Here is a 22,926-nt window from a genome sequence, read left to right on the forward strand (position 1 = left end):
CAACTGCGCCCCGCCGGTGACCGTCGTTCGCTGCCCGTCCCCGACGGCCTGCACGGGATGCGCCTGGACCAGGCGGTCTCGCGGCTCTTCGGGCTCTCCCGCACCGTGGCCGCGGCCCTGGTCGAGGCCGGCGACGCCCTCGTCGACGGCGTGCCGCGCCCGAAGTCCGACAAGGTCACCGCGGGTGCGTGGCTGGAGGTCACGCTTCCGGCCCCCGCCGTCGCCCCGACGGTCACGCCGCAGGCCGTGCCCGGGCTGACCGTCGTCTACGCCGACGACGACATCGTCGTGGTCGACAAGCCGGTCGGCGTGGCCGCGCATCCGAGTCCCGGCTGGACCGGCCCGACCGTGATCGGCGGGCTCGCCGCCATCGGGCACACGATCGCGACCAGCGGCGCGGCCGAGCGTCAGGGTGTGGTGCACCGCCTGGACGTGGGCACGAGTGGCCTGATGGTGGTGACCAAGAGCGAGCAGGCCTACAGCGTGCTGAAGCGGGCCTTCAAGGCGCGTGAGGTCGACAAGCGCTACCACGCGGTGGTGCAGGGGCACCTGGACCCGCTGCGCGGCACGATCGACGCCCCGATCGACCGCCATCCCAGCCACGACTACAAGTGGGCGGTGGTCTCGGACGGTAAGGCGAGCGTCACGCACTATGACACGGTCGAGGCGTTTCCGGCCGCGAGCCTCCTGGACATCAACCTCGAAACCGGGCGTACCCACCAGATCCGGGTGCATATGTCCGCGATGCGGCACCCCTGCGTCGGTGACCTGACGTACGGCGCGGATCCGACACTCGCCGCCCGACTCGGGCTGTCCCGCCAGTGGCTGCATGCCCGTGAGCTCAGCTTCCTACACCCCCGTACGGCCGAAGAGGTCCGCTTCGTCAGCGACTACCCTGAGGACCTGAAACGGGCGCTCGCCATCCTCGGCGACTGAGCGCCGCCCGTCGATCAGGACATCTCAGAGACCGACGAGGGGGAGTGCGCCGTGCGTGTCGGCGAGCTGTTGCGACGGCTGGACGGCCGACTGTTGCCTCCGCTGGCGAGGGGCATGGCGCTGCTCGGACAGGGGCAGGTCCGTCCCCGCGTGTTGACCGTGGCGGCGATGCTCTCGGCTACCGCCGTCCTGGTCACCGCCGTCTGGGCGGCTGACCGGAGTCCGGTGGGCGATCACGCGGCCGGCGATGTCGTCCGGGTGGGCGTGATCGACGGGCAGTCGATCCCCGGCTATGTGCAGTCCAGCCGGGGCAAGCTCGACGCGTTGCTGGCCGCGCCGCCGTCGGGCCCCGCGTCGACGGAGACGTACGCCCTGGTCACCTTCTCGGCCTACCTCGCGCCCGGCCGGCTCCCCCCGGTGCTGACCGGGCTCTCCGTCTCCGAGGTCTTCAGTCGGGTGCCGTTGCCCCAGACCCAGACCCAGATCGTGCACATTCCCGCCTTCCGTATTCCCGGCGACGTCACCGCCGGGATGGCGGAAGTCGCCGCGCGGAAGGAGGCGGAGGCGCGCGACTACCAGGAGCGCGGCGCCGCCCTGACCGGTGTCGATGCCCAGGAGCGGGAGCTGCGGCAGCTCTACGACAGCGGGGCGCGGGTCGCGCTCGCCGAGGCGACCGCGTACCGGTCACACTGCTCGTGCGTCTACGCGGCGGTGGTGCGCGCCGCCCCCGCGCTGCTGGACCAAGTCGCGCGCCGGCCGGAGGTGCGTGCGGTGGATCCCGCCCCCGAGGTCACCCGGTTGGAACGGGCGGTGTTCCTGCCGCCCCTGCCCGAGCAGCAGGACGTGGTGCGGCCACCGGCCGACACCGATCTGCCGGACGCCCCGCCGCCGACCCCGATCGCACCGACCACCGTCACCGCGCCGTCACCCACGCAGCCGCCGGCGGCTCGCGACGAGCCGACGCCCAGCGCCCCACCCTCGTCAGGCCCGGCGAGCCCGCACGCCCCGTCCGGCGACGTGACAACCCCCGTCCACCCGGCCACGACCGAGGCCGCAGAGGCATCGTGAGACTCACAGGGCCATATCCGCCGGGCCATCCATCCGTTGAAACGCTGGTGGTTAGGGATAGGCGTGCTGCGATGGTCCGAATAGGGTTGGCTTCGTAGCCTGTCAGGCGGGACCGATGGCGCTGGGAGGGCGAGCCGTGGAGGGCACCGAGACCGGCTGGGGTCGGCCTGCCGAATCAGCGCCGCGCTGGCGGACGCTGCTCGACCGCGCCCTGCTCGGTGGCCGCACCGGTGAGCAGCCCGAGCTGGCGCGCGGGTCCGCCGCGCCCCGCTCACCGACGCTCGACGAGCCGCCCACCCGCCCGGCGGCCGACCACCAGGAACCGCAGGCCATCGGGTATCCCGCGGACCTCGGCTACGCTGCGGACCCCGGCTACCCGGCACCGCCGCGCTACGACCCGGGCCCGGCCTACCCGGGGCCCACGGCCTTCGCGCCGACTCCCGGATACTCGCCCGGTTACGGCGGCAGCCCCGCCGGCTATCCACCGAACTCCGGCTACGCCGCCCCCGAAACCACCTATCCGGCACGGATCGAGTGGCTGGAGCCGCGTCCGGATGCCGAAGCCGACCGGTCCGCGGCGCTGCTCCGCCGCAGCCTGGGCGTGCCCCGGGTGCTGGCCTTCGCCAACCCCAAGGGCGGGGTGCACAAGACCACGGCGACCGTTCTCGCGGCCGCCACCGTGGGGAGCGTGCGCGGCCGGGGCGTGCTCGCCTGGGACGACAACGAGTTGCGGGGCACGCTCGGGCTGCGCGCCGGGAGCGCGCGGCACGCCCGCACCATCCGGCATCTGATCGCCGACCTCACGGAGATCGAGGCCTGCCACGGATTCGAGCTGACGGAGCGGCTCGACGACTATCTGCGGCACGCCTCGGACGGGTCCTACGACGTCCTCGCCGGGGAGGAGAGCCCGCGCTTCGCGCAGCGGCTCGACCGGCACACCGTGCGGCGCGTGCTGGAGTTGCTGCGCCGCACCCATGACGTGATCTGCGTCGACACCGGCAACAACGTGGAGAGTGCCAACTGGCAGACCGTGTTGCAGGCGGCCGACCAGTTGGTCATCACGACGGTGCCGCGCGAGGACGCCGCGTTCACCGCCGACTGGATGCTCGACCTGCTGCATGAGGTGGGCATGGGCGAGCTGGCCGACAACGCCGTGACGCTGCTCTCCTGTCCGACCCCCGGGCCGTCCCCGCTGCTGGACGATCTCCGGGCGCACTTCGCCACGCGTACCCGGGCGGTGACGGTCGTGCCCTACGACCCTGCCCTGGAGACGGGCTCGTCGATCGAGTACGCACAGTTGCAGCCGGAGACGCGGCAGGCGTGGCTGCAGGCGGCGTCGGTGATGCTGGAGCCGTTCGTCCACTGATCCGGGCCGGCACGGGGCATGGCCGCACGTCGGTCCGGATTTTCGGGAGGCCGGCTGTCGTGCGGTGCGCGGTGCGCGCCTGAGAGGATCACGGGGTGAGCGCCGCAACCTCCGACGATGACCGGTCCGACGACGATCGCCGCGACGCGGCCGCCGTGCCGGGCCCGGTCCACGGCGCCGACGGGCCCGTCCCACCGCCAGCCACGTCCGGTTCCGCCGCCCCCGATCCGGCCGACCCCGCTCCCGTAGCTGAGTCGCCGCCGGTCCCGGCCGCCGCCGCGCCGCCCGGTCCGGACACGGTCCCGCCCGGTCCGGACACGGTCCCGCCCGGTCCGGACACGGTCCCGCCCGGTCCGGACACGGTCCCGCCCGGTCCGGACACGGTCCCGCCCGCCGGCGCGGTCGCCCCGACGCCGCCGCGACCTCGTGGGCGTGCGCTGCTCGTCGCGCTCGCGACCGCGCTGGCCATCGCGGCGCTCGGCGCGCCGCTGGGCTTGCTCTGGTCGGTCGTCGCGCCCCACGTGCCGGTGGTGAAGACCGAGGACGGCGGGGCGCTGACGGAGCCGCAGCCGGAACAGTTCGTGGCGGCCGATGGCTGGTTCACCGTGCTCGGTCTCGCCTTCGGCGTGCTCGTCGCCGTCCTCGCGTGGATGCTGCTGCGCCGCTCCCGTGGCCCCCTCGGGCTGCTCGCGGTCGTCGTGGGCGCGGTCGTCGCCGCTCCGATCGCCTGGGGGTTGGGACGGCAGATCGGGCTGGCCGAATTCCGGCGGCTGCTGCGTTCGGCGCCGGTGGGGGAGGTGCTGAGCCGTCCGCCGGACCTGCGGGCCGGACGGTTCGAGTGGGTGCACGGGTTCATTCCCACCATTCAGGGCGACCTGCTGCTCCCCGCGTTCGGCGCCGCCGTGGCGTACACGCTGCTCGCCGGCTGGTCCCGCTACGCCTCGCTGAACGCCGAGCCCGAAGGCCCCGCGGTGCCCGGCCCCGGCGGCGTTGCCCCGGTCAGTTGGGACTCGCCGGCACCGCCAGCTCCGCCAGCGGCACCGGCACCGCCCGCACCTGGCGCAGCAACGTCGACTCCCGATTGAGCAGCCGCAACTCGGCGCGGAGCCGCCGCGCGGTGTCGGGCGCGGCGAGCAACCGCTGCCGGTCCTCGACGGTCAGCGCCGCGGTCGCGGCGACCAGATGGGAGAGGACCGTGGGGTCGTCGGGGAGCTGTTCGCCGATCTCGTCCGAATCGCGACGGATCAGGCCGAGATACTGCCGGAACACCGCCAGCACGCGCGGGGCCAACAGGTCGGCCACCTCTTCCTGCCCGGTCGGCTCCGGCAGCCACTCCACCTCGGCCCGCAGATAGGGCGTGGACTGCTCATCGACCGCGGCGATGCGGAACCGGCGCCGGCCGACGGTGACGATGTCGAAGCGGCCGTCGGGAAGCTCGGTGACCTGGCGCAGCTCGGCGGTGCAGCCCACGTCGTGCAGGGTGACGGCGCCGGCGCCGGCGCCCGGCCCCGCCGGTCCGGCGGGGGGCAGCGCCTCCCAACCCTGGCGGATCGCCACCACGCCGAACTCGCGGGGCGCCCCCTCGGGCAGGTCGATCAGGTGCCGGACGAGCTCGCGGTAGCGCTCTTCGAAGATGTGCAGCGGCAGGACCAGCCCGGGGAATAGCACCGTCCCGAGCGGGAACACCGGCAGCCGCGCAATCACCGGTCGAGCCTAGCGTGGCGGGGCTCACCGTCTCGGGCACTGGACAGCGGCGGTCCGTCCAGTGGGAGGCGCATAGACTCGCAAGGGTGTTGAACCGGATCGACCTGCGAGGCAGCTCACGTGACCCCCGTGGGCTGCTGCCCCGTGCCCAGCTCGATGTCTCCGTTGCCGTCGACCGGATCCGTCCGCTCGTGGAGGCGGTCCGGGAGCATGGCTTCGCGGCGATCCGCGACGCCACCGAGCGTTTCGACGGGGTGACGCTGGACCGGCTGCGCGTGCCGGTCGAGGCGCTCGCCGCCGCGGAGCGGGCACTCGACCCCGAGGTGCGGGCCGCGCTCGTCGAGTCCATCGAGCGGGCCCGTCGGGTCCACCGCGATCAGCGCCGCCACGACGTCACCACGCAGGTGGTGCCGGGCGGCACGGTGACCGAGCGCTGGGTTCCGGTAGCGCGGGTCGGCCTCTACGTCCCCGGTGGGCTGGCCATGTACCCGTCGACCGTGGTCATGAACGTGGTCCCCGCCCAGGTCGCCGGGGTCGACTCGCTGGTCATCGCGAGCCCCCCGCAGCGCGACAACGGCGGCCTGCCCGACGCCCGGGTGCTCGCCGCGTGCGCGCTGCTCGGCGTTGACGAGGTCTACGCGGTCGGCGGCGCCCAGGCGGTGGCGATGCTCGCCTACGGCGCGGCCACGACCGCCGACGGGGCGGAGCAATGCGCACCGGTCGACGTCATCACCGGGCCGGGCAACATCTGGGTCACCGCCGCCAAGCGCCTGCTGCGCGGGACGGTCGGGATCGACGCCGAGGCCGGGCCGACGGAGATCGCGATCCTCGCCGATGACACCGCCGACCCGGTGCACGTCGCCGCCGACCTGATCAGCCAGGCCGAGCACGACCCACTCGCCGCGAGCGTCCTGGTGACCCCGTCGGTGGAGCTGATCGACGCGGTCGAGCGCGAACTCGCCCGCCAGGTCGCCGCCACCAAGCACAGCGAGCGGGTCACCACCGCGCTCACCGGCCTGCAGTCCGGCGCCGTGCTCGTCGACGACCTCGCCGCGGGCCTGCGGGTGGTCGACGCGTACGCCGCGGAGCACCTGGAGATCCAGACCCGGGACGCGCGGGACTGGGCGCTGCGGGTCCGCAACGCCGGCGCGATCTTCGTCGGGGCGTACGCCCCGGTGTCGCTCGGCGACTACTGCGCCGGCTCCAACCACGTGCTCCCCACCGGCGGCTGCGCCCGGCACTCCTCCGGGCTCTCGGTGCAGTCCTTCCTGCGCGGGATCCACCTCGTCGAGTACGACGAGGCGGCGCTGCGCGACGTCGCCCCGCACGTGGTGACGCTCGCCAACGTCGAGGACCTCCCGGCGCACGGGCAGGCCGTGCAGGCGCGGTTCCGGGGAGCGGCCCCGGCATGACCACCCTCGACGACCTGCCGCTCCGCGACGACCTGCGCGGAATGAGTCCGTACGGCGCGCCGCAGCTCGACGTGCCGGTGCGGCTCAACACCAATGAAAACTCCTACCCGGTGCCGGACGCGGTGGTGGAGGCGATCGGCAAGGCGCTCCAGGCGGAGCTGCGTGACCTCAACCGGTATCCCGACCGGGACGCGGTGGCGCTCCGCGCGGAGCTCGCCGACTATCTGGGCCACGGCCTGACCGGCGCCAACGTCTGGGCGGCGAACGGCTCCAACGAGGTCCAGCAGCAGTTGCTGCAGACGTTCGGCGGGCCGGGGCGGAGCGTCCTGGGCTTCATGCCGGCGTACTCGATGCATCCGCTGCTGGCGCTCGGCACCGGCACCACGTGGATCGACGGGCGGCGCGGCGCGGGCTTCGGCCTGACCGCGGCGGAGGCCGTGGCGCAGGTCGAGGCGCACCGGCCGGATCTGGTCTTCCTCTGCTCGCCCAACAACCCGACCGGCACCGCCCTGGATCCGGCGGTGGTGCGCGCGGTGCTGGCGACCGCGCCGGGCATGGTGGTGGTCGACGAGGCGTACGCCGAGTTCGCCCGGCCGGGCACGCCGAGCGCGTTGACCGTGCTGCCGGAGCACCCCCGCCTGGTCGTGACGCGCACGATGAGCAAGGCGTTCGGGTTCGCCGGCGGTCGGCTGGGCTATCTCGCCGCCGATCCGGCGGTGATCGACGCGGTGCAGCTCGTCCGGCTGCCGTACCACCTCTCCGCGCTGACCCAGGCCGCGGCCCGGGCGGCGCTGGCTCACCGCGGCGCCCTGCTCGCCACCGTCGAGGCGATCAAGGAGCAGCGCGACCGGATCGTGACGACGCTGCGGGAGCGCGGCGTGACGGTGGCCGACAGCGACGCCAACTTCGTCCTGTACGAGGTCGGCGGTGACCAGCGCGCGGCGTGGCGGGCCCTGCTCGACCGCGGCGTGCTCGTCCGCGACGTGGGGCTCCCCGGCTGGCTGCGGGTCACCGCCGGCACCCCCGAGGAAACAGACGCATTTCTGCGCGCAACGGAGGAGATCCGTGAGCGCGAGGAGTGAGCGCAGCGAGCCCCGCAGTCGCGAACGAAAGATTGCCGCGGTGAGCGCGAGGAGTGAGCGCAGCGAGCCCCGCAGTCGCGAACGAAAGGTGACAGCAGCATGAGCCGCACCGCCCGGGTCGAGCGGACCACCGCCGAGACCAAGGTTCTGATCGAGCTGGACCTCGACGGCACCGGCAAGGCTGAGATCAGCACCGGCGTCGGCTTCTACGACCACATGCTGAACCAGATCGCCCGGCACGGAGGCTTCGACCTCACCGTGCAGACCGTCGGCGACCTGGAGATCGACGCCCATCACACGATGGAGGACACCGCGCTCGCGCTGGGCGCGGCGTTCGGCGAGGCGCTCGGGGACAAGACGGGCATCCGGCGGTACGGCTCGGCGACGGTCCCGATGGACGAGGTGCTGGTGCGGGCCGCCGTCGATCTCTCCGGCCGCCCCTACGTCGTGCACGACGAGCCGGCGCTCGTGCCGTACATCGGGCCGGTCTACCCGACGAGCATGACCCGGCACATCTGGGAGTCCTTCGGCCAGTCGGCCCGGGTGACCCTGCACGTCGACGTGTTGCGCGCAGCCCGGCCCGGCGGCCACCCCGACGCGCACCACGTGGTGGAGGCCCAGTTCAAGGCCGTCTCCCGGGCGCTGCGCGAGGCCGTCTCGATCGATCCGCGGTCGGCGGGCGTGGTCCCCAGCACGAAGGGCAGCCTGTGAGCGCGAGGAGTGCGGCGAAGCGGAGCCCCGCAGTCGCGAACGGAGGGCCGGTGCGGTGAACTCGGTGCTGCCCGTCGTTCTCTTCGCGCTGGCCGGTCTGCTGGTCGGTGGCGCCTGGTCGATGCACCGTCAGGCCGCGTCCCGGACCGCCGTCGGGCTCGTCGGGGGGCTGGCCCTGTTCGCCGCCGCCGGCGGGGTGCTCTGGCTGATTCCGGGAGGCAGCTGATGGCGCGCGTCGTCGTGCTCGACTACGGGTCGGGCAACCTGCGGTCGGCGGAGCGGGCGCTGGCGCGCGCGGGCGCGGACGTCACCGTCACCGCCGATCTGGACGCCGCCGCGGGCGCTGACGGGCTCGTCGTGCCGGGCGTCGGTGCGTTCGCCGCGTGCATGGCCGGCATCGACGCGCTGGGCGCGGGCCCGGTCATCGCCGAGCGGGTGGCCGCGGCCCGTCCGGTTCTGGGCATCTGCGTCGGCATGCAGGTGCTCTTCGAGTACGGCGAGGAGCACGGGGTCGTCACCAAGGGGCTGGGGTTGCTGCCCGGTGGGGTGACCCGGCTGGCCGCCCGTCGGGTGCCGCACATGGGCTGGAACACTGTGGACGTTCCGGAGGGCAGCGCGCTGTTCGCCGGCATCGACCCGACGAGCCGCTTCTACTTCGTCCACTCGTACGCGGCGGGGCCGGTCAGCGGCCTCACCGACGCGGGTGCGCTCGTCACCACCTGCACCCACGACGGCACGTTCGTGGCCGCCGCGGAGCGGGGTTCGCTTTCGGCGGCCCAGTTCCACCCGGAGAAGTCCGGCGACACCGGCGCGGCGCTGCTGCGCAACTGGCTGTCGACGTTGTGAGCGGCGATGTCGTGAGCGGTGCGGGAAGTCGCCGGTGAGCAAGGAGCGGGCCCGCCGGCGGGCCGTGCGGGTCGCCGAGGCGGAGCGGGAGAAGGCGGCGCGGGCCCGGAGGGTGGCGCGCCGGCAGCGGCGTCGGACGATCGTCCGTCGGCTGACCCCGCGGTTGCGGCGCCGGCGCACCGGACGGCTCTTCGCCCGTCGCAGCACCGGCGAGCGTGCCGGGATCATTGTCTTGTCGTTGGCGCTGCTCGCCGTGGTCTGGCTGCTCGTCGACGACCCGGCGCTGCGGCTGCTGCTGATCGCGCTGGCGGTGCTCGGGCTCCCCGCGGTCGTGGTGATCGCCCTCGGTCGGCGCACATAGCACCGTCCATGTCAGATAGGAGATCGAGTTGACCCTCACCCTGCTTCCCGCCGTCGACGTCGCTGACGGTCAGGCGGTGCGCCTCGTCCAGGGGGCGGCCGGGAGCGAGACCACGTACGGCGACCCGCTGGAGGCGGCGCTGGCGTGGCAGCGCGACGGCGCCACCTGGATCCATCTGGTCGATCTGGACGCCGCGTTCGGGCGGGGCTCCAACGCGCATCTCCTCGCCGACGTGGTGCGCCGGCTGGACGTGGCGGTCGAGTTGTCCGGGGGGATCCGCGACGACGAGTCGCTGCGCGCGGCGCTGGGTACCGGCGCGGCGCGGGTCAACATCGGCACCGCCGCCCTGGAGGACCCGCAGTGGTGCGACCGGGTGGTCGGCGAGTTCGGCGACCGGGTGGCGATCGGGCTGGACGTACGGGGTCGTACCCTCTCCGCGCGGGGCTGGACCCGCGACGGCGGTGACCTGTTCGAGGTGCTGGAGCGGTTGGACAAGGCCGGCGCGGCACGTTACGTGGTCACCGACATCACCAAGGACGGCACGATGCGCGGGCCGAACCTCGACCTGTTGCGCGAGGTGTGCGCGCAGACCGACAGGCCGGTCGTCGCCTCGGGTGGGGTCTCCACATTGGATGATCTGCGGGCGCTGGCGACCCTGGAGCCGATCGGGGTGGAGGGGGTCATCGCGGGGAAGGCGCTCTATGCCGGGGCGTTCACCGTCGCCGAGGCCCTCGCCGTACTCGCCGAGGCGTGACGCGGGTGGGGCGTGCCGCGGCGGGGCTTTCCGCGTGGCGCGCCCGGTCGCGACGGCCGTCGCCGGCGGGCCCTGCCCCGACCATCTGATCGCGGTGGGGCCCGACGCGCATCCCGGCGGTCACTTCGTAGCAGATTAGTTGTGCACAACTAGATCGTGCACTATCGTTCCCTGGTATGGATCGGGATCTGGAGTTGCGGCGTCAGGTCTGCTTCGCGCTCTACTCGGCGTCCCGCGCGGTCACCGACGTCTACCGGCCGCTCCTCGAGGAGTTGGGGCTGACCTACCCGCAATATCTCGCGCTGCTCGCGCTCTGGGAGCGCGGCGACGCGGTCCCCACCGTCAAGGAGCTCGGCGAGGCGCTCCACCTCGACTCCGGCACTCTCTCGCCGATGCTGAAACGGCTGGAGGGCGCCGGTCTGGTCGGGCGGTACCGGAGCGACCGCGACGAGCGGATCGTCGAGGTGCGGCTGACCGACGCCGGCCGGGCGCTGCGCCGGCGGGTGGACGACATCCCGCGCCGGGTCGCCCGGGCCACCGGTCTGAGCGAGAACGAGCTGCTGGCGCTGCGCGACACCCTCACCCGGGTCACCGAGGCCATCCACTCCACCGGAGCGCATCCCCCCGCGCAGAAGGAGAAGTAACGACCATGCAGGTGCTCTACACCGCCGAGGCCCAGGCCACCGGCGACGGCCGCGACGGCCGCGTCCGCACGTCCGACGGCGCGTTCGAGGCCGCCCTCGCGATGCCGAAGGAGATGGGCGGCGCCGGCGGCGCCACCAATCCCGAGCAGCTCTTCGCCGCCGGCTACGCCGCCTGTTTCCACTCCGCGCTCCGACTGGTCGCCCGCCGGGCGCGCGTCGACGCGCCCGATTCGACGGTCACCGCCCGCGTCGGCATCGGATCGGACGGCAACGGCGGCTTCGGCCTGACCGTCGCGCTCGCCGTCGAGCTGCCCGGCGTGCCGAAGGCGACCGCCGAGGACCTGGTGGCGCAGGCCCACCAGGTTTGCCCCTACTCCAACGCGGTACGGGGCAACGTCGACGTCACCCTGAGCATCACGGAGGCGAAGTGACCACCGCACGGGAGATCCACCTGGCATCGCGGCCGGCCGGCTGGCCGACGCCGGACAACTTCCGGCTCGTCGAGGTGCCCGTGCCCGACCCCGGTCCCGGCCAGGTGCTGGTACGCAACCAGGTGATGTCGGTCGACCCGTACATGCGCGGCCGGATGAACGACGTCAAGTCGTACGTGCCGCCGTTCCAGGTCGGCGCGGCGCTCGACGGCGGGGCGGTCGGCGAGGTCGTCGCGGTCGGCGAGGGCGTGGAACTCGCGCCCGGCGACGTGGTGCTGCACGGCCTGGGCTGGCGGGAGTACGCCCTGCTCGAGGCGCGGGCGGCCCGGCCGGTCGATCCGACGCTGGCGCCGGCCTCGGCGTACCTGGGCGCGCTCGGCATGCCGGGGCTGACCGCCTACGCCGGCCTGCTCGACGTCGCCGCGATGAAGCCCGGCGAGACGGTCTTCGTCTCGGCCGCCGCCGGTGCCGTCGGCAGCCTCGTCGGGCAGATCGCCAAGCTGCGCGGTGCGGCCCGGGTGGTGGGCAGCGCCGGATCGCCCGCGAAGGTCGACTACCTGCGTGAACTCGGCTTCGACGCGGCGTTCGACTACCACGCCGGGCCGGTGCGCGAGTCGCTGCGCGCCGCCGCGCCGGAGGGGATCGACGTCTACTTCGACAACGTCGGCGGCGACCACCTGGAGGCGGCGATCAGCGCGCTGCGCAACCACGGCCGGGTCGCGCTCTGCGGGGCGATTTCCCAGTACAACGCGACCGAGCCGCCGGCGGCCCCGCGCAACCTGGCGCTGGCCATCGGCAAGCGCCTGACCCTGCGCGGCTTCATCGTCGGCGACCACGCGCACCTGCGCGACGCGTTCGTCGCCGAGCTGGCGGGATGGCTGAGCTCCGGGCAGTTGCGCTACGACGAGACGTTCGTCGACGGCCTGCCGAACGCCCCGGAGGCGTTCCTCGGCCTGCTCCGCGGCGACAACCTCGGCAAGATGCTCGTGCGTCTCTGACCACAGCCGCCGCTGGTGGCCGCGGTCCCGCGGTCACCAGCGGATAGGCTCGACGCATGACGGTGGCGGTACGCGTGATCCCCTGCCTCGACGTGGACGCGGGCCGGGTGGTCAAAGGGGTCAACTTCCTCGATCTGCGCGACGCCGGTGACCCGGTCGAGCTGGCCGCGGCCTACGACGCGGCCGGGGCCGACGAGCTGACCTTCCTCGACGTCACCGCCTCCTCCAGCGACCGCGGCACGATGCTCGACGTCGTCCGCCGCACCGCCGAGTCGGTCTTCATCCCGCTCACCGTCGGCGGCGGCGTACGGGCCGTCGCCGACGTCGACACGCTGCTGCGTGCCGGCGCGGACAAGGTCGGGGTCAACACCGCCGCGATCGCCCGTCCCGCCCTGATCAGCGAGATCGCCGACCGGTTCGGCCGGCAGGTGCTGGTGCTCTCCCTCGACGTCCGACGCGCGACGAACGGCGCCACGGCGAGCGGCTTCGAGGTGACCACCCACGGCGGGCGGCGCGGCACCGGGATCGACGCGGTCGAGTGGGCGCGGCGCGGCGCCGAGCTGGGCGCGGGGGAGATCCTGCTCAACTCGATGGACGCCGACGGCACCAAGGCCGGCTTCGACCTGGAGCTGATCACGGCCGTCCGGGCCGCCGTGGAGATCCCGGTGATCGCCAGCGGCGGCGCCGGCGAGATCGGGCATTTCCCGCCCGCCGTGGACGCCGGGGCGGACGCGGTGCTTGCGGCGAGCGTCTTCCACTTCGGCGAGCTGAGCATCGGCGACGTCAAGCGGACCCTGCGTACGGCCGGCCACCCCGTCCGCTGACGGCTCCGGCGCTGGGCGACGTGGTCCCACGGAGCGCTCTCCCTGCTCGCGTGACCATCGGTGCGGCCGTGCTTCTCGTCCAGTCGGTGAGTGGCTGGTCCAGCTTCCGGCATCTCCAACACAGGGCGCGGCGGAAGCAGGTCGTAGCCGAGGGTTCACCGCGACGCATCGATCGCAGCGGAAATCCGTGAGCGGACCGGTGTACGGTCCGAAGTGGCGGCGCGTGGGAAGGCACTGAGCCGTCGCTGATTCCGCTACCTGGGGTGGTCGGCCGTGCCGGGAGTCGTTGATCCGAGGTTCGCCGCCGAGCTACGGCGGCTCCGTGTTGAGCGCGGGCTGTCGCTGCGCGCCCTTGCGGCGCTCGCACATCGCAGCAAGAGCCATCTTCATGAACTGGAAACCGGGCGGAAGCCGGCGGTTTCTGCCGTCGCTCGTCACCTCGATGATGTCCTGGATGCCGCAGGACGCCTGGCCAACCTCGTCGCAGCGCCGACCGTTGCCATGGCCGACGACGAGGTTGACGCGTGGGAGTTGGCTCGACGGGTGGAGGCGAGCGATGTCAGCGCCGAGACCGTTGACCGCATCGAACGCGCGGTGGATGACATGGCCAGCGCCTACGCGACTACGGTCCCGGTCGAGTTGTTGCCGCTCGTGCGCCGTCATCTGGGTTATGTCAGCCGTCTGCTCGGGGCGAGGGCGACCCTTGAGCAGCGTCGGCGGCTGATCGTGGCGGGGGGCTGGTTGGCGTTGCTGCGCGCGACGGTGCATATCGACCTGCGGCATCGGGCGGCGGCGGATGCCCACCTGGCGACTGCGGATCGGTTGGCGTCGCAGGCCGGGCATGCCGGGATTCGGGCGTGGTGCTTGGAAACGCGGGCATGGGACGTGCTCACCGCAGGCGACTACCAGCAGGCTTTGCGTCTTTCCCACCATGCGCAGGCGGTGGCGCCGCGCGGCAGCTCCGCGCATATCCAGGCCACGGCGCAGGAAGGGCGGGCGTGGGCGCGCATGGGCGAGCGCCGTCGTACCCGCGAGGTCCTCGACCGGGTTCACCGGCTCGTCGGGCCGCTGTCGGTGCCGGACCGCCCGGAACACCACTACCGCTACGACCCGGGCAAGGCGGCGGCGTACACGGCAACGACCCTTGCCTGGGCCGGTGACCCGGCGGCCGTGGGCGTCGCGCGTGCCGTGCTCGCCGACCTGGAGAGCACTGGTTCAAGTCGGCCGAGGCGGGTCGCGTCGGCGCGCCTCGATCTCGGTCTGGCACTGCTTGCGGCGGACGAGGTCGATGAAGCGATTGCGGTGGGGGAAGCGGCGATCGTGTCGGGCCGGATAGCCCCGTCGAATTGGTGGCGGGCGACCGAGCTCCTTGTCGGCGTGGAGCGGACCGGGATTCGATCGGCACCGGAGCTGCGCGACGCGTACGAGTCGTACCGGCCCTGACGTCGGCGCTGGCTGTAGCGGACAGCGCTGCGGGTTGGCGGACATCCGCCGTCTGGTTGTAGCCACACGAGTACGTGACGCTACGACCGAGGGCGCGGCGACCGTCGAACACCATCAGCAACAGCGCCGGTATGGCCGTCGCCGCGCCCGGCCGGACGAGGTTTGGCGGTTCGTCTTCGGCGCGGTAGGAGACAACGCCGCTGAACTCTCTCGCAGGAGGGCAACTGTGCGACGTAAGGGATGGCGGTCACCCCCGCAGCAGTCTGTCAACGTCGAGGATCCGCCTCTGGAGCCGCCGAACGAGTGTCGGCATCGGCTGTTGTGGCGGCTGGCGCGTGGGCTGTGGGACGCGCACGGGAGGGACCGCGAGGGCTTCTGCGTAATCACCGCGTGCCGGCGGGACAACGAACTCAGCCCGTGCCCCGCTGCGCGTCTCGCGATCGAGGGGATGCAGACGGCGTGCGGGGAGTCAGTTGAAACGTCGTCGCCGTGGATCGCGATCACCCGGGCGAGGATCGCCGCCGGTGAGATCGACCCGGTCGACGCCATGGCGGAGCTCCTGTGGCACCACCATCAGCGCCGGGCGGGGACGTAAATGGGAACCATCTACGGATCAGACGCTTTCCGTCAACACGCGCAATGGCAGACCGACTGCGCCGAGATTTTCCTGGCCGTGCACGCCGAGGCGGGCCTGACTCTCTGTCGATGCGGTCGGCTGCACCCGTGCGACGAGCGACGGTACTGGCTGCGGATGCGCGAGCACTACGCGCGGCTGCTCGACGAAGCAGTACATCAGTCGAGTACGGCAACGGTGCCCGCCGAACGCGACCGCGAGCCCCCGAGCCAGCCCTCCTGACCTCGTACCAGCCCCTACCCGACCGGACTGCTGACAGTTCGCGTCGACGCGGGCCTTCGGTGGCCGACATCGTCGCGATCGGGATAACGGCCGCGTGATGATGCCGTTCCCTTCGCCGACGGTTCCGGCCGCAGGGCGTAGCGAGGTGTTCCTGCAGTACCTCGACTACTTCCGCGAAAACGTGTTGGCGAAGGTGTCGGCGTTGGCCGAAGACGAGCTGCGCCGCAGCAGCCTGCCTTCCGGATGGACTCGAACTACCCAGACCACCCCGAACACCCCACGACACGCCAACCTAACAAAGCACTACTAGCCCGCGCCTGGTGCCATCGCCACGCGAACCTCTACCTCAGCCGAGCCCCGCTCAATGGCTACACCGCCCGCTTCGCCCTCGAACCAGTCGTCAATCTGGCCCGCCTACGCATCCGAGCCGGCGACGGCGACGGCGCGCACAACCTGCTCACCGACCTATACAACGCGATCATCAGCGGCAGGCCCGTGGTCGTTGACGAGCTTGAGCTGCACCCCCGGCAGCTACCCGCCGATACCGGCGAACTCGATCAGAACCTCGGCCGGCTACGCAGCGTCCTGCTCTCTGACGGAACCCGCGCCCTCACCCTCGCCGGACGCTGGGCCGACGCCCTGACCCACGTCCGTTACTACGACGGGATCGGCCCCACCCTGCTCGACGGGCGACAAGTCGCGGTCGTAGCCCACCTGACGCAGGGCGACAGCCCGGCATCTGCCGCCATTCTCCGCCACACCCAAATCGCGCAACCCTGGGAGCAAGCGGTATACGACCTCTTGCAGAACTGGCACGCAACGACGGTTGGGGATCTCCCCCCAACGGACCACACTGACTTAATCGAACGATTACCAGGCATACCCTCCACCGCTGGACTCAGGGTCTTCCGCATCCGCCTTAGCCTCACGGCTCTAGACCTCGCCACTGACGTGTCGCCGACGCTTGCAAAAGACCTGGTCAATCGCTTGATCTCGGACGTGATTCGTGACGAGGACGCCAACCCTGCGCGTGATCTCCTCGGCCACCCTGCCGTTGACCGCGAACACCATAGGGCGCTGAGGCAGTTGGTAGAGGCGAGCGGCCTGGGCCTGGGGTACCTGCCAGACGCGGCACACAAACTGCTGTCATCGGCGCTCGATCTGGCCGACGCCGCAATACACCCCAGGTGAATTTGTAGACTTGCCCATGGCGCTGAGTCCGAACAGCCAGCGGCTTTGATCCGTGAAGCATGCAGCGAAGGAATTGGCCACCACGCCAGCGGCGGCCACCGTTTAACACCAGCTACCTAGTCGGGGTCACCGTGATGGCGGAGAAGCTGTCGCGGATGCTCGCGTTCGTCGCCTGGGTAGAGACCACCGACGAGGTCACCCGTGCCGTGGCTGCGGCACAGTTCCAGCTCACCACGTCGGTCGGGCTGCGGATGCTGGTCCGTAACCTGGATCGGCGATTGCGCACGCGATCGCGATCAAGGGCGATCGGGCCACGGGATGCCCCGCAGGCGCCAGTTGAGGGCGAGGGTCAGGAGCACCATGGCTGTGGTGATCCAGTAGTTGGTGTGCCAGGAACGACCAGTGGCGAACTCGTTGGTGAGAACCGAATTTGGTAGTGCATGCTGGGCGAGCACGAAGCCTGCGAAAAGTGCCGGCGTAGCTGCGGCGGAGACCATCGGGCCGAGGGCGAGGCACAGGATGGTGCCGATGCATGAGAAGGCGGCCACGTTGCCGATCAGCCCGTGCAGGGGTGGGAACTGGTCGTCGGGGTGACTTGTAGTGATTGTCCAGAACCAGATCGGCAGGACGGCCAGGGGTGCGGCGAGCGTAACCGCGGAGTAGGCCAAGTGCCCGAACCGGGCAGACAGGCGGGCGGTGAGCTCTCGGCCATCGAACCGCGGGACGGTAATGGCCGGGAGGACGCTGGCCAGTGCGACCGCGACTATTTCCGGGGTGCCCACCCCCCGGGGTTGTAGGTCGAACACGGCGCTTACCTGGAGGCTCAGCTCGGGAAACGCCACCGTGAATAGCAACGCGACGGCGATGACGGTGACAGCGAGGGGTCCACCGCGGACGTGCCAAAGTCCCGCAGTGCGGTTTCGCACTACCCGAGGGTGGCTGGTGACAGGCGGCATGAGCGAATCGATTCCTGGTTGGTCCGAACGAATGTGCCTATTTGCTCGGCGTTCATAGTGGTTAGCTTTCGCGCCGCAGGTGATGGTTCGGCGGGTCCAAAGGCGCCTGCCAGGTTTTCGAATCCGGCCAATTGAAGGACTCGTGCGAAGAGAACCGCGGCGATGTCGTGGCCGTCGGTGGTCTGGTCAGGCTGGAGGCAGCCGCCGAGCGTGGCGGCTTCGCTCACCTGGAAGGCCACCTGGTCGGGGATGGTAGCGGCGAGGAACCTCCGGTCGAGGGGGCTTGGGTCGAGGCGGATGAGCGCCTCCCCGGTGCGTGGGATGGTGTGGTCGGACGCGGCGATATCCGTTACCTGGTGCAGGATCGGGGACAGCCCGGCTGCGCGCAGCCGGGCCACGACATCGACGGTGCGCGACATAGCTGGTTGGTTGGCCGCATGCAGGCACACCTCTGTGCCATCGACCTGTTGGCACACGCGTAGGACGGGACGGTCCAGCACGACGAGTTCAGGGCGCCACGCGAAGGCGATTGCCGTCAGTACAACTACGGCGGCCAGCCACATGAGAAGGGGTCGGCCTTGCCGGCGGACCGATCCGCGGGAGCGAGCCCACGCCGCGATCGAGGCGGCGAGCAGGCAGATCCCGATGGAGGCGACAACGGCGAAGGCGGCGGTGGGGGGGTTCGCCTCATACCTGGGCGTGCTGACCCACTGGCGCACCGGCAGCAAAAGCCCGATCGGCCTGAACAGCGGCTCGTTGGGCAAACCCATCACGGCGAAGGCCAGAACTGCTACTGCTGGAGCAATCACCCAGCGCCGGACAGCAGCACCGAGGCAGAATCCGATCAACGCCAAGGTGGTCAAACCGGCCAAGCCGACGACCACGTCCTGGAGGGCCAGCGCACCGGCAGTCGCTTGTCGTGCCGCGGCGACGTGAACCGGGACAAGCCCGAGGGCATGTCCCAGGCAGAGCCACACCGCCAACGCAAGCCCATGGATAAGGAACAGGCCGGCATCCACCCTCGGCCTAATCGGCGCGGCCACCGGCGACCCCTTGGGGAAGTACGTCGCTCCCAGTGCAGCGGCTACACCGGCTACTAACGATCCGGGGATCCAGAGCGACTCGTGCCATGAGGCGGCGACCGCCGACCAAGTAACGTAGTCGGACCCGAGCGTGCCCCTGGTTGCCAGAAACGAACCGGCCGCCATAAAAGCACCTGTGGCCGGGTACACCCACCGGGGGCCGGGCCAACCGAACAACAGGCGCAGGCGATTCATTCGGAACCGCCCAGGGACACGATCAGGTCATCGTAGGCACGCTCGAACGGCGACCCGGGTCGGCCATCACCAGACGCCGTAGGGATGGTTAGCTGCGAAGTCGGGCCCTGGTATTGGATCCTGCCGTCGACCAAAACACCGACCGAGTCCGCAAGGTGCTCGACATCCTCGGTCAAGTGAGTCGACAGCAGCACCGGCCGCTCGATGGCGAATTGCTGGATCACCTCCCGTGCCTTCAGTCGCTGCCCAGGGTCGAGACCGACCGTGGGCTCGTCCAAGATAAGAAGGCGCGGATCGTGCACGATGCCGGTGGCCAGCGCGACTCGTTGACGCTGCCCGCCGCTGAGGGTGCGGATGCGCCGTGACGCCAGGTCCAAAGCCTGCATCTTCCCCAAGGCAGCCTCAACCGCCGCGTCCGCCCGCGCTGCTTCCACGCCGCTCAGCCAGGCCGCGTAAGCGACGAGGTCACGCACCTTCGCCAAACCCGGAAGTGATGGGTTTTGGGGCACGTAGCCGAGCAACTCCTGAGCCGGCTTACCGTCGCTGACGTCCCGGCCATCGATGATCACCTGACCACGGCTGGGTTTTGCCAAACCCACCATGCACTTGATCAATGTAGTCTTCCCTGCCCCGTTCGGACCCAGCAGGGCGGTCACCCCCGGACCAATCGTCCAGGAGGCGCCGGTGAGAGCCCGACGCCTCCCGTACGAGAACCAGAGGTCTCTAACCTCGACGATCCCTGTCACTCAAACCGCTTACTCTCGTAGTAGTGAGACGTTACAGTGAAGTCAGCATCGGTTGGCGCGCGACGACTCCGCAGAGCCCCCACTGCTAGAGCTGAAATAAGAATAGTAGGTGCCGTTGCCGTTGCCGCAGGAACCGTTGACGGTCTTGGTTCCCCAGCCACCGCCAGACACTTCACCGACGGTGTCGTCGGGCCAGCTACCCCGGTCCTCTCTCACACGACCAGTACCATCGACCGTGTTGGAGCAGCCTTCACGACCCACGGTCGCGTCGTTACCCGAGTTCGGCACGTCGACCCGGAAATTGCATGCCATGGCTGAGTGTGACTCAGCCATGGCCGTCCCTGCCCCCACACCAACCAAGCTGAAGGCCGCGACGCCGCTGAGCAACGCCCGTGAAATCTTCCGCATGAATCAATCCTCCCCAGTTGACAATTTACGGTGGTAGCGATATGGCATCGACGCCCTCGACTTAAGGCGGGGAGCGCGCGGTAACTGCGGCCGCCAAGGACTTCACCTCCTTGATCACAGCCGTTGGGCAGTTGAGAAAAGCAGGATTTGCGCTTGCTCGTGCAAATACCAAAAACGGAGCAGTCCAGCACCTGTCGATCAGGTCCAGGGGCCATCACCTTCGAAAGGTTGACCCCTATCAGCCTGCGACTGATACACGGCAGTCATCGACAGGCCTCGGCACTCCTGACTCTTTGCCATCGGCCGGGTTACCGTCAGTCCCCACAGTGCTGCATCTCTATGTGTCCGTCGACCCTTCAGGCCATTGATCATAGACGATGTGATCGTCGTTTGGCGGAGCGCCGCCCACCGCACCGCCTCCACGTCACTGAGCTTGGCCCTCCTAGCAACGGCAGCGACAGTTGCGTCGAGGCTCGAACAGACCGCGCCGGTATTCAGATCCGCGACTCCAAGGACCGACGTGGGCCGGTCCTGTCCTTCCACCAAGCGGCATGCCAGAGCTTCCTTGCTGCCCTGACTAAGGGAAACCTGAACCGGGTCTAGTAGTCCTTTGTTAGGTTGGCGTGTCGTGGGGTGTTCGGGGTGGTCTGGGTAGTTCGATATCTCGGTGACCCCTGATGAGCTTTCGGTTGTACGGCAACGGCTTGAGGCGTTCGCCGCGGATGTGTTCACGTCGATGGCCCGGTCGGATCAGCGGGCGAAGGGTGAGACGTATCTGCGGGGGTTGCTGCTGGACGGGCGGCGCAAGTCGATGCAGCCGATGGCGCAGCGGCTCGGGGTGGATCATCAGGGGTTGCAGCAGTTCGTGAGCACGTCTACGTGGGACACCATGGCGGTGCGGCTGCGGCTGGCCCGCCGGGCGGTCGACGTGGTCGAGCCGGTGGCGTGGGTGGTCGATGACACCGGTTTCCCGAAGGACGGCAAGGGATCGCCGGGCGTGGCCAGGCAGTACTCGGGGACGTTGGGCAAGGTGGCGAACTGCCAGATCGGGGTGAGTGTTCACGCGGTCACCGACACGGCGTCGTGCCCCCTGGATTGGCGGTTGTTTCTGCCGACGTCATGGGACGAGCAGGGCGTCGACGAGGCTGACCGCCCCGCGGTGGCCGCTCGTCGGGCCCGGTGCGGGATACCTGAGGATGAGCGGCATCGTCCGAAGTGGTCGCTGGTGGTCGAGATGCTCGACGAGTTGGCCGGCCACGGGCTGCGTCCGCCGCTGCTGGCAGCCGACGCCGGCTATGGCGACAACAGTCAGTTCCGCAGCGCTCTGGACGAGCGCGGGATCGGCTACATCATGCAGGTCAAAGGTGACGCCCTCGCACACAAGCCAGACGTGCAGCCGGTCGAGCGGGTGTGGTCCGGTCAGGGCCGCCCACCGACCCGCACCGACCCGCGTTACCCAAAGACGGCTACCAGCCTGGTCGAACACGTCCGTGCCGCCGGACGCGAGACCGCGGAAACGATCACCTGGCGGGAAGGCTCGAAAGGCACGATGGCCTCCCAATTCATCTTCCTGCGGGTACGCCCGGCCGGGCACCGGGTCGCCCGTGACGCCGAGGGCATCCTAACCGAGCGGTGGCTGATCGCCCAGTGGCCCGACGACCAGGCCGAGCCGGTCAAGTACTGGCTGTCCAGCCTGCCCGCCACCACCAGCCACGCCGACCTGGTCCGCTACGGCAAGATCCGCTGGCGGATCGAACACGACTACCGCGAGTTGAAGACCGGCCTCGGTCTGGACCACTTCGAGGGCCGCTCCTGGACCGGCTGGCACCGCCACGTCACCCTGGTCACCGCCGCGCACCTGTTCATCACCGAACTGCGTCTGGACCCAAAAGCGGCTGCGCCGGCCTGACCCTCTACAAGGTCATCCGCGAGCTGCAACGACTCCTCGCGACCTGGACCGGCGCCTGCCTCACCTGCCACCAACCCGTGAAACCGTTACACCGCAACAAACGCCACAGAACCTAACAAAGCGCTACTAGCGCGCGATGGGACGGGGTAGCTCCGCCGCCGCTGGAGCGGGTGCTGTTTCACCTCCTGCAGGAGTACGCCCGCCATCTCGGGCAGCTGGACATCGTGACGGAGCTGGCCGGCGGCCCCGTCGGGGAGTAGATCACCGCGGCGACGGGTCGTCGCCCCATCTCATCGCACTCTCCGACGTCTCGGGTCTGTCCCACTCCGTTGCGACGGTACGAGAGCCCGTGGAAGTGACCAGACCACGACTCAGACGCGGCGGTGGACGCTCACCGCGTAACCGCCGCCGCGATACTCCTCGCCGTCCCAGGTGGCGAACCGCTCGTGCAACTCAAGCCCGGCCGCGGCGCACCAGTTGTCGTACGCGGCCAGGTCGACCGGCGCGGAGCTGAGCGGAAGGTGCGCCGGGTCCAGGCCGAACCCGGCGACGAGCAGCCCGCCGTCGTGCAGGTGGGCGGCGAGCCGGCCGACGACCACCGGCTCGGTCCCCGGGGCGAGCAGCGGGATGACGTTGCCGGCCGACACGATCAGGTCGAACGGTTCGGGAATGCCGTGCGCCGGCAGGTCGAGCTCCGTCAGGTCGGCCCGCAGCCAGGGCAGCTCGGGGGCCGCGCGCCGCGCCTCGGCAAGCATCGAGTCGTCCAGGTCCACACCGACGCACCGGTAGCCGAGCTCGGCGAGGCGCACCGCGACCCGCCCGGTGCCACAGCCCGCGTCGAGCACCCGCGCGCCGGGCGGGACGAGACGGGTGCAGAGCCGGGCCTCGCCGTGGACGTCCGCGCCGCTCGCGGCCAACTCGGTGAAGCGGGACGCGTACCGCGCGCCCGCGCCCCCGTCTCCGCGGGTCAACTCGCTCCAGCGACTCATCGTGTCTCCCGGAT

The 22,926-nt window shown here is 70.8% G+C and carries 26 protein-coding genes and 1 pseudogene; 21 read left to right on the forward strand and 6 right to left on the reverse strand.

Annotation, left to right across the window (positions count from 1 at the left end; translation table 11 throughout):
- The first annotated feature begins 57 nt into the window (after positions 1 to 57).
- From AB0J06_RS21420 to AB0J06_RS21435, 4 genes are all read left to right on the forward strand, one after another.
- The gene (locus tag AB0J06_RS21420; protein ID WP_357430748.1) at positions 58 to 936 is read left to right on the forward strand and encodes an RluA family pseudouridine synthase; all 879 of its coding nucleotides are present in this window, start codon (positions 58 to 60) and stop codon (positions 934 to 936) included.
- 51 nt (positions 937 to 987) lie between these two features.
- Complete coding sequence (locus AB0J06_RS21425; RefSeq protein WP_357430715.1) at positions 988 to 2,004, forward strand: hypothetical protein; 1,017 nt, start codon at positions 988 to 990, stop codon at positions 2,002 to 2,004.
- Positions 2,005 to 2,119: 115 nt separating this feature from the next.
- Complete coding sequence (locus AB0J06_RS21430; RefSeq protein ID WP_357430716.1) at positions 2,120 to 3,370, forward strand: AAA family ATPase; 1,251 nt, start codon at positions 2,120 to 2,122, stop codon at positions 3,368 to 3,370.
- 95 nt (positions 3,371 to 3,465) lie between these two features.
- On the forward strand, positions 3,466 to 4,455 hold the full coding sequence (locus AB0J06_RS21435) for a DUF2567 domain-containing protein (RefSeq protein WP_357430717.1): 990 nt from the start codon (positions 3,466 to 3,468) through the stop codon (positions 4,453 to 4,455).
- On the opposite strand, the gene AB0J06_RS21440 is transcribed toward AB0J06_RS21435, so the two are convergent.
- Positions 4,370 to 5,074: an LON peptidase substrate-binding domain-containing protein gene (locus AB0J06_RS21440; RefSeq protein ID WP_357430718.1), complete on the reverse strand. Its 705-nt coding sequence runs from the start codon at positions 5,072 to 5,074 to the stop codon at positions 4,370 to 4,372. The two genes, AB0J06_RS21435 and AB0J06_RS21440, sit on opposite strands and share 86 nt — an antisense overlap.
- Before the next feature lie 86 nt (positions 5,075 to 5,160).
- On the opposite strand from AB0J06_RS21440, the gene hisD reads away from it, so the two are divergent.
- From hisD to AB0J06_RS21505, 13 genes are all read left to right on the forward strand, one after another.
- Entirely contained in the window at positions 5,161 to 6,486 is a 1,326-nt protein-coding gene (hisD, locus tag AB0J06_RS21445) for a histidinol dehydrogenase (RefSeq protein WP_357430719.1), read from the forward strand.
- On the forward strand, positions 6,483 to 7,568 hold the full coding sequence (locus tag AB0J06_RS21450) for a histidinol-phosphate transaminase (RefSeq protein WP_357430720.1): 1,086 nt from the start codon (positions 6,483 to 6,485) through the stop codon (positions 7,566 to 7,568). Before hisD ends, AB0J06_RS21450 begins: the two co-directional genes overlap by 4 nt.
- Positions 7,569 to 7,667: 99 nt before the next feature.
- On the forward strand, positions 7,668 to 8,279 hold the full coding sequence (gene hisB / locus AB0J06_RS21455; RefSeq protein WP_357430721.1) for an imidazoleglycerol-phosphate dehydratase HisB: 612 nt from the start codon (positions 7,668 to 7,670) through the stop codon (positions 8,277 to 8,279).
- 55 nt (positions 8,280 to 8,334) lie between these two features.
- On the forward strand, positions 8,335 to 8,505 hold the full coding sequence (locus AB0J06_RS21460) for a hypothetical protein (RefSeq protein ID WP_357430722.1): 171 nt from the start codon (positions 8,335 to 8,337) through the stop codon (positions 8,503 to 8,505).
- Positions 8,505 to 9,125 carry an imidazole glycerol phosphate synthase subunit HisH gene (hisH, locus tag AB0J06_RS21465; RefSeq protein ID WP_357430723.1) on the forward strand — a complete coding sequence of 207 codons (621 nt, stop codon included), beginning with the start codon at positions 8,505 to 8,507 and terminating at the stop codon, positions 9,123 to 9,125. Before AB0J06_RS21460 ends, hisH begins: the two co-directional genes overlap by 1 nt.
- A gap of 34 nt (positions 9,126 to 9,159) precedes the next feature.
- Positions 9,160 to 9,486 (forward strand): hypothetical protein, encoded by a 327-nt coding sequence (locus tag AB0J06_RS21470; RefSeq protein ID WP_357430724.1) that lies wholly within the window; start codon positions 9,160 to 9,162, stop codon positions 9,484 to 9,486.
- A gap of 28 nt (positions 9,487 to 9,514) precedes the next feature.
- Entirely contained in the window at positions 9,515 to 10,240 is a 726-nt protein-coding gene (priA, locus tag AB0J06_RS21475; RefSeq protein ID WP_357430725.1) for a bifunctional 1-(5-phosphoribosyl)-5-((5-phosphoribosylamino)methylideneamino)imidazole-4-carboxamide isomerase/phosphoribosylanthranilate isomerase PriA, read from the forward strand.
- Between the two features lie 176 nt (positions 10,241 to 10,416).
- The gene (locus AB0J06_RS21480) at positions 10,417 to 10,884 is read left to right on the forward strand and encodes a MarR family transcriptional regulator (RefSeq protein WP_357430726.1); all 468 of its coding nucleotides are present in this window, start codon (positions 10,417 to 10,419) and stop codon (positions 10,882 to 10,884) included.
- Positions 10,885 to 10,889: 5 nt separating this feature from the next.
- Positions 10,890 to 11,315, forward strand: a complete 426-nt coding sequence (locus AB0J06_RS21485) for an organic hydroperoxide resistance protein (protein ID WP_357430727.1) — start codon at positions 10,890 to 10,892, stop codon at positions 11,313 to 11,315.
- Positions 11,312 to 12,313 (forward strand): NADP-dependent oxidoreductase, encoded by a 1,002-nt coding sequence (locus AB0J06_RS21490; protein ID WP_357430728.1) that lies wholly within the window; start codon positions 11,312 to 11,314, stop codon positions 12,311 to 12,313. Before AB0J06_RS21485 ends, AB0J06_RS21490 begins: the two co-directional genes overlap by 4 nt.
- Positions 12,314 to 12,369: 56 nt before the next feature.
- Positions 12,370 to 13,137 carry an imidazole glycerol phosphate synthase subunit HisF gene (hisF, locus tag AB0J06_RS21495; RefSeq protein ID WP_357430729.1) on the forward strand — a complete coding sequence of 256 codons (768 nt, stop codon included), beginning with the start codon at positions 12,370 to 12,372 and terminating at the stop codon, positions 13,135 to 13,137.
- A 273-nt stretch (positions 13,138 to 13,410) separates the two neighbouring features.
- Positions 13,411 to 14,580, forward strand: a complete 1,170-nt coding sequence (locus AB0J06_RS21500) for a helix-turn-helix domain-containing protein (RefSeq protein WP_357430730.1) — start codon at positions 13,411 to 13,413, stop codon at positions 14,578 to 14,580.
- A 226-nt stretch (positions 14,581 to 14,806) separates the two neighbouring features.
- Entirely contained in the window at positions 14,807 to 15,175 is a 369-nt protein-coding gene (locus AB0J06_RS21505; protein WP_357430731.1) for a hypothetical protein, read from the forward strand.
- Positions 15,176 to 15,193: 18 nt separating this feature from the next.
- Here the strand turns inward: AB0J06_RS21505 and AB0J06_RS21510 are convergent, their stop codons facing one another.
- A complete protein-coding gene (locus AB0J06_RS21510) occupies positions 15,194 to 15,373 on the reverse strand; it encodes a hypothetical protein (RefSeq protein WP_357430732.1) in 180 nt (59 codons plus the stop codon).
- A gap of 306 nt (positions 15,374 to 15,679) precedes the next feature.
- Here AB0J06_RS21510 and AB0J06_RS21515 point away from each other — a divergent pair, with 306 nt between their 5' ends.
- Positions 15,680 to 16,627 (forward strand): hypothetical protein, encoded by a 948-nt coding sequence (locus AB0J06_RS21515; RefSeq protein WP_357430733.1) that lies wholly within the window; start codon positions 15,680 to 15,682, stop codon positions 16,625 to 16,627.
- Between the two features lie 296 nt (positions 16,628 to 16,923).
- Here AB0J06_RS21515 and AB0J06_RS21520 read toward each other — a convergent pair whose 3' ends face one another.
- The 3 genes from AB0J06_RS21520 to AB0J06_RS21530 form a co-directional block, all read right to left on the reverse strand.
- Complete coding sequence (locus AB0J06_RS21520) at positions 16,924 to 17,553, reverse strand: hypothetical protein (protein WP_357430734.1); 630 nt, start codon at positions 17,551 to 17,553, stop codon at positions 16,924 to 16,926.
- A complete protein-coding gene (locus tag AB0J06_RS21525) occupies positions 17,553 to 18,626 on the reverse strand; it encodes a hypothetical protein (protein WP_357430735.1) in 1,074 nt (357 codons plus the stop codon). Before AB0J06_RS21525 ends, AB0J06_RS21520 begins: the two co-directional genes overlap by 1 nt.
- A 230-nt stretch (positions 18,627 to 18,856) precedes the next feature.
- Positions 18,857 to 19,606: an ATP-binding cassette domain-containing protein gene (locus AB0J06_RS21530; RefSeq protein WP_357430736.1), complete on the reverse strand. Its 750-nt coding sequence runs from the start codon at positions 19,604 to 19,606 to the stop codon at positions 18,857 to 18,859.
- Positions 19,607 to 20,353: 747 nt separating this feature from the next.
- Between AB0J06_RS21530 and AB0J06_RS21535 the strand changes: the two genes are divergently transcribed.
- The 3 genes and pseudogenes from AB0J06_RS21535 to AB0J06_RS21545 all read left to right on the forward strand — a co-directional run.
- Positions 20,354 to 20,617: a DUF397 domain-containing protein gene (locus AB0J06_RS21535; RefSeq protein ID WP_357430737.1), complete on the forward strand. Its 264-nt coding sequence runs from the start codon at positions 20,354 to 20,356 to the stop codon at positions 20,615 to 20,617.
- Between the two features lie 133 nt (positions 20,618 to 20,750).
- Positions 20,751 to 21,923 (forward strand): IS701 family transposase, encoded by a 1,173-nt coding sequence (locus AB0J06_RS21540; protein WP_357430749.1) that lies wholly within the window; start codon positions 20,751 to 20,753, stop codon positions 21,921 to 21,923.
- Between the two features lie 149 nt (positions 21,924 to 22,072).
- Positions 22,073 to 22,183 (forward strand): annotated as a pseudogene (locus AB0J06_RS21545) (DUF664 domain-containing protein); the annotation flags it as partial.
- A 111-nt stretch (positions 22,184 to 22,294) separates the two neighbouring features.
- Here the strand turns inward: AB0J06_RS21545 and AB0J06_RS21550 are convergent.
- Positions 22,295 to 22,912, reverse strand: coding sequence for a class I SAM-dependent methyltransferase (locus tag AB0J06_RS21550; RefSeq protein ID WP_357430738.1), 618 nt, complete (start codon positions 22,910 to 22,912; stop codon positions 22,295 to 22,297).
- Positions 22,913 to 22,926 lie beyond the last annotated feature (14 nt).

This window comes from Micromonospora sp. NPDC049679, from assembly GCF_040659735.1.
In the GTDB taxonomy this organism is placed as follows: Bacteria; Actinomycetota; Actinomycetes; order Mycobacteriales; family Micromonosporaceae; genus Micromonospora_I.

What these genes read in the sequence shown, in the direction of transcription:
- AB0J06_RS21420 (WP_357430748.1), top strand. Translation starts at nt 58, where the DNA reads ATGCGCCTGGACCAGGCGGTCTCGCGGCTCTTCGGGCTCTCCCGCACC.
- AB0J06_RS21430 (WP_357430716.1), top strand. Translation starts at nt 2,120, where the DNA reads ATGGCGCTGGGAGGGCGAGCCGTGGAGGGCACCGAGACCGGCTGGGGT.
- AB0J06_RS21450 (WP_357430720.1), top strand. Translation starts at nt 6,483, where the DNA reads ATGACCACCCTCGACGACCTGCCGCTCCGCGACGACCTGCGCGGAATG.
- hisB (WP_357430721.1), top strand. Translation starts at nt 7,668, where the DNA reads ATGAGCCGCACCGCCCGGGTCGAGCGGACCACCGCCGAGACCAAGGTT.
- hisH (WP_357430723.1), top strand. Translation starts at nt 8,505, where the DNA reads ATGGCGCGCGTCGTCGTGCTCGACTACGGGTCGGGCAACCTGCGGTCG.
- AB0J06_RS21480 (WP_357430726.1), top strand. Translation starts at nt 10,417, where the DNA reads ATGGATCGGGATCTGGAGTTGCGGCGTCAGGTCTGCTTCGCGCTCTAC.
- AB0J06_RS21485 (WP_357430727.1), top strand. Translation starts at nt 10,890, where the DNA reads ATGCAGGTGCTCTACACCGCCGAGGCCCAGGCCACCGGCGACGGCCGC.
- hisF (WP_357430729.1), top strand. Translation starts at nt 12,370, where the DNA reads ATGACGGTGGCGGTACGCGTGATCCCCTGCCTCGACGTGGACGCGGGC.
- AB0J06_RS21510 (WP_357430732.1), bottom strand. Translation starts at nt 15,373, where the DNA reads ATGTACTGCTTCGTCGAGCAGCCGCGCGTAGTGCTCGCGCATCCGCAG.
- AB0J06_RS21515 (WP_357430733.1), top strand. Translation starts at nt 15,680, where the DNA reads ATGGACTCGAACTACCCAGACCACCCCGAACACCCCACGACACGCCAA.
- AB0J06_RS21535 (WP_357430737.1), top strand. Translation starts at nt 20,354, where the DNA reads ATGTGTCCGTCGACCCTTCAGGCCATTGATCATAGACGATGTGATCGT.
- AB0J06_RS21540 (WP_357430749.1), top strand. Translation starts at nt 20,751, where the DNA reads ATGGCCCGGTCGGATCAGCGGGCGAAGGGTGAGACGTATCTGCGGGGG.
- AB0J06_RS21550 (WP_357430738.1), bottom strand. Translation starts at nt 22,912, where the DNA reads ATGAGTCGCTGGAGCGAGTTGACCCGCGGAGACGGGGGCGCGGGCGCG.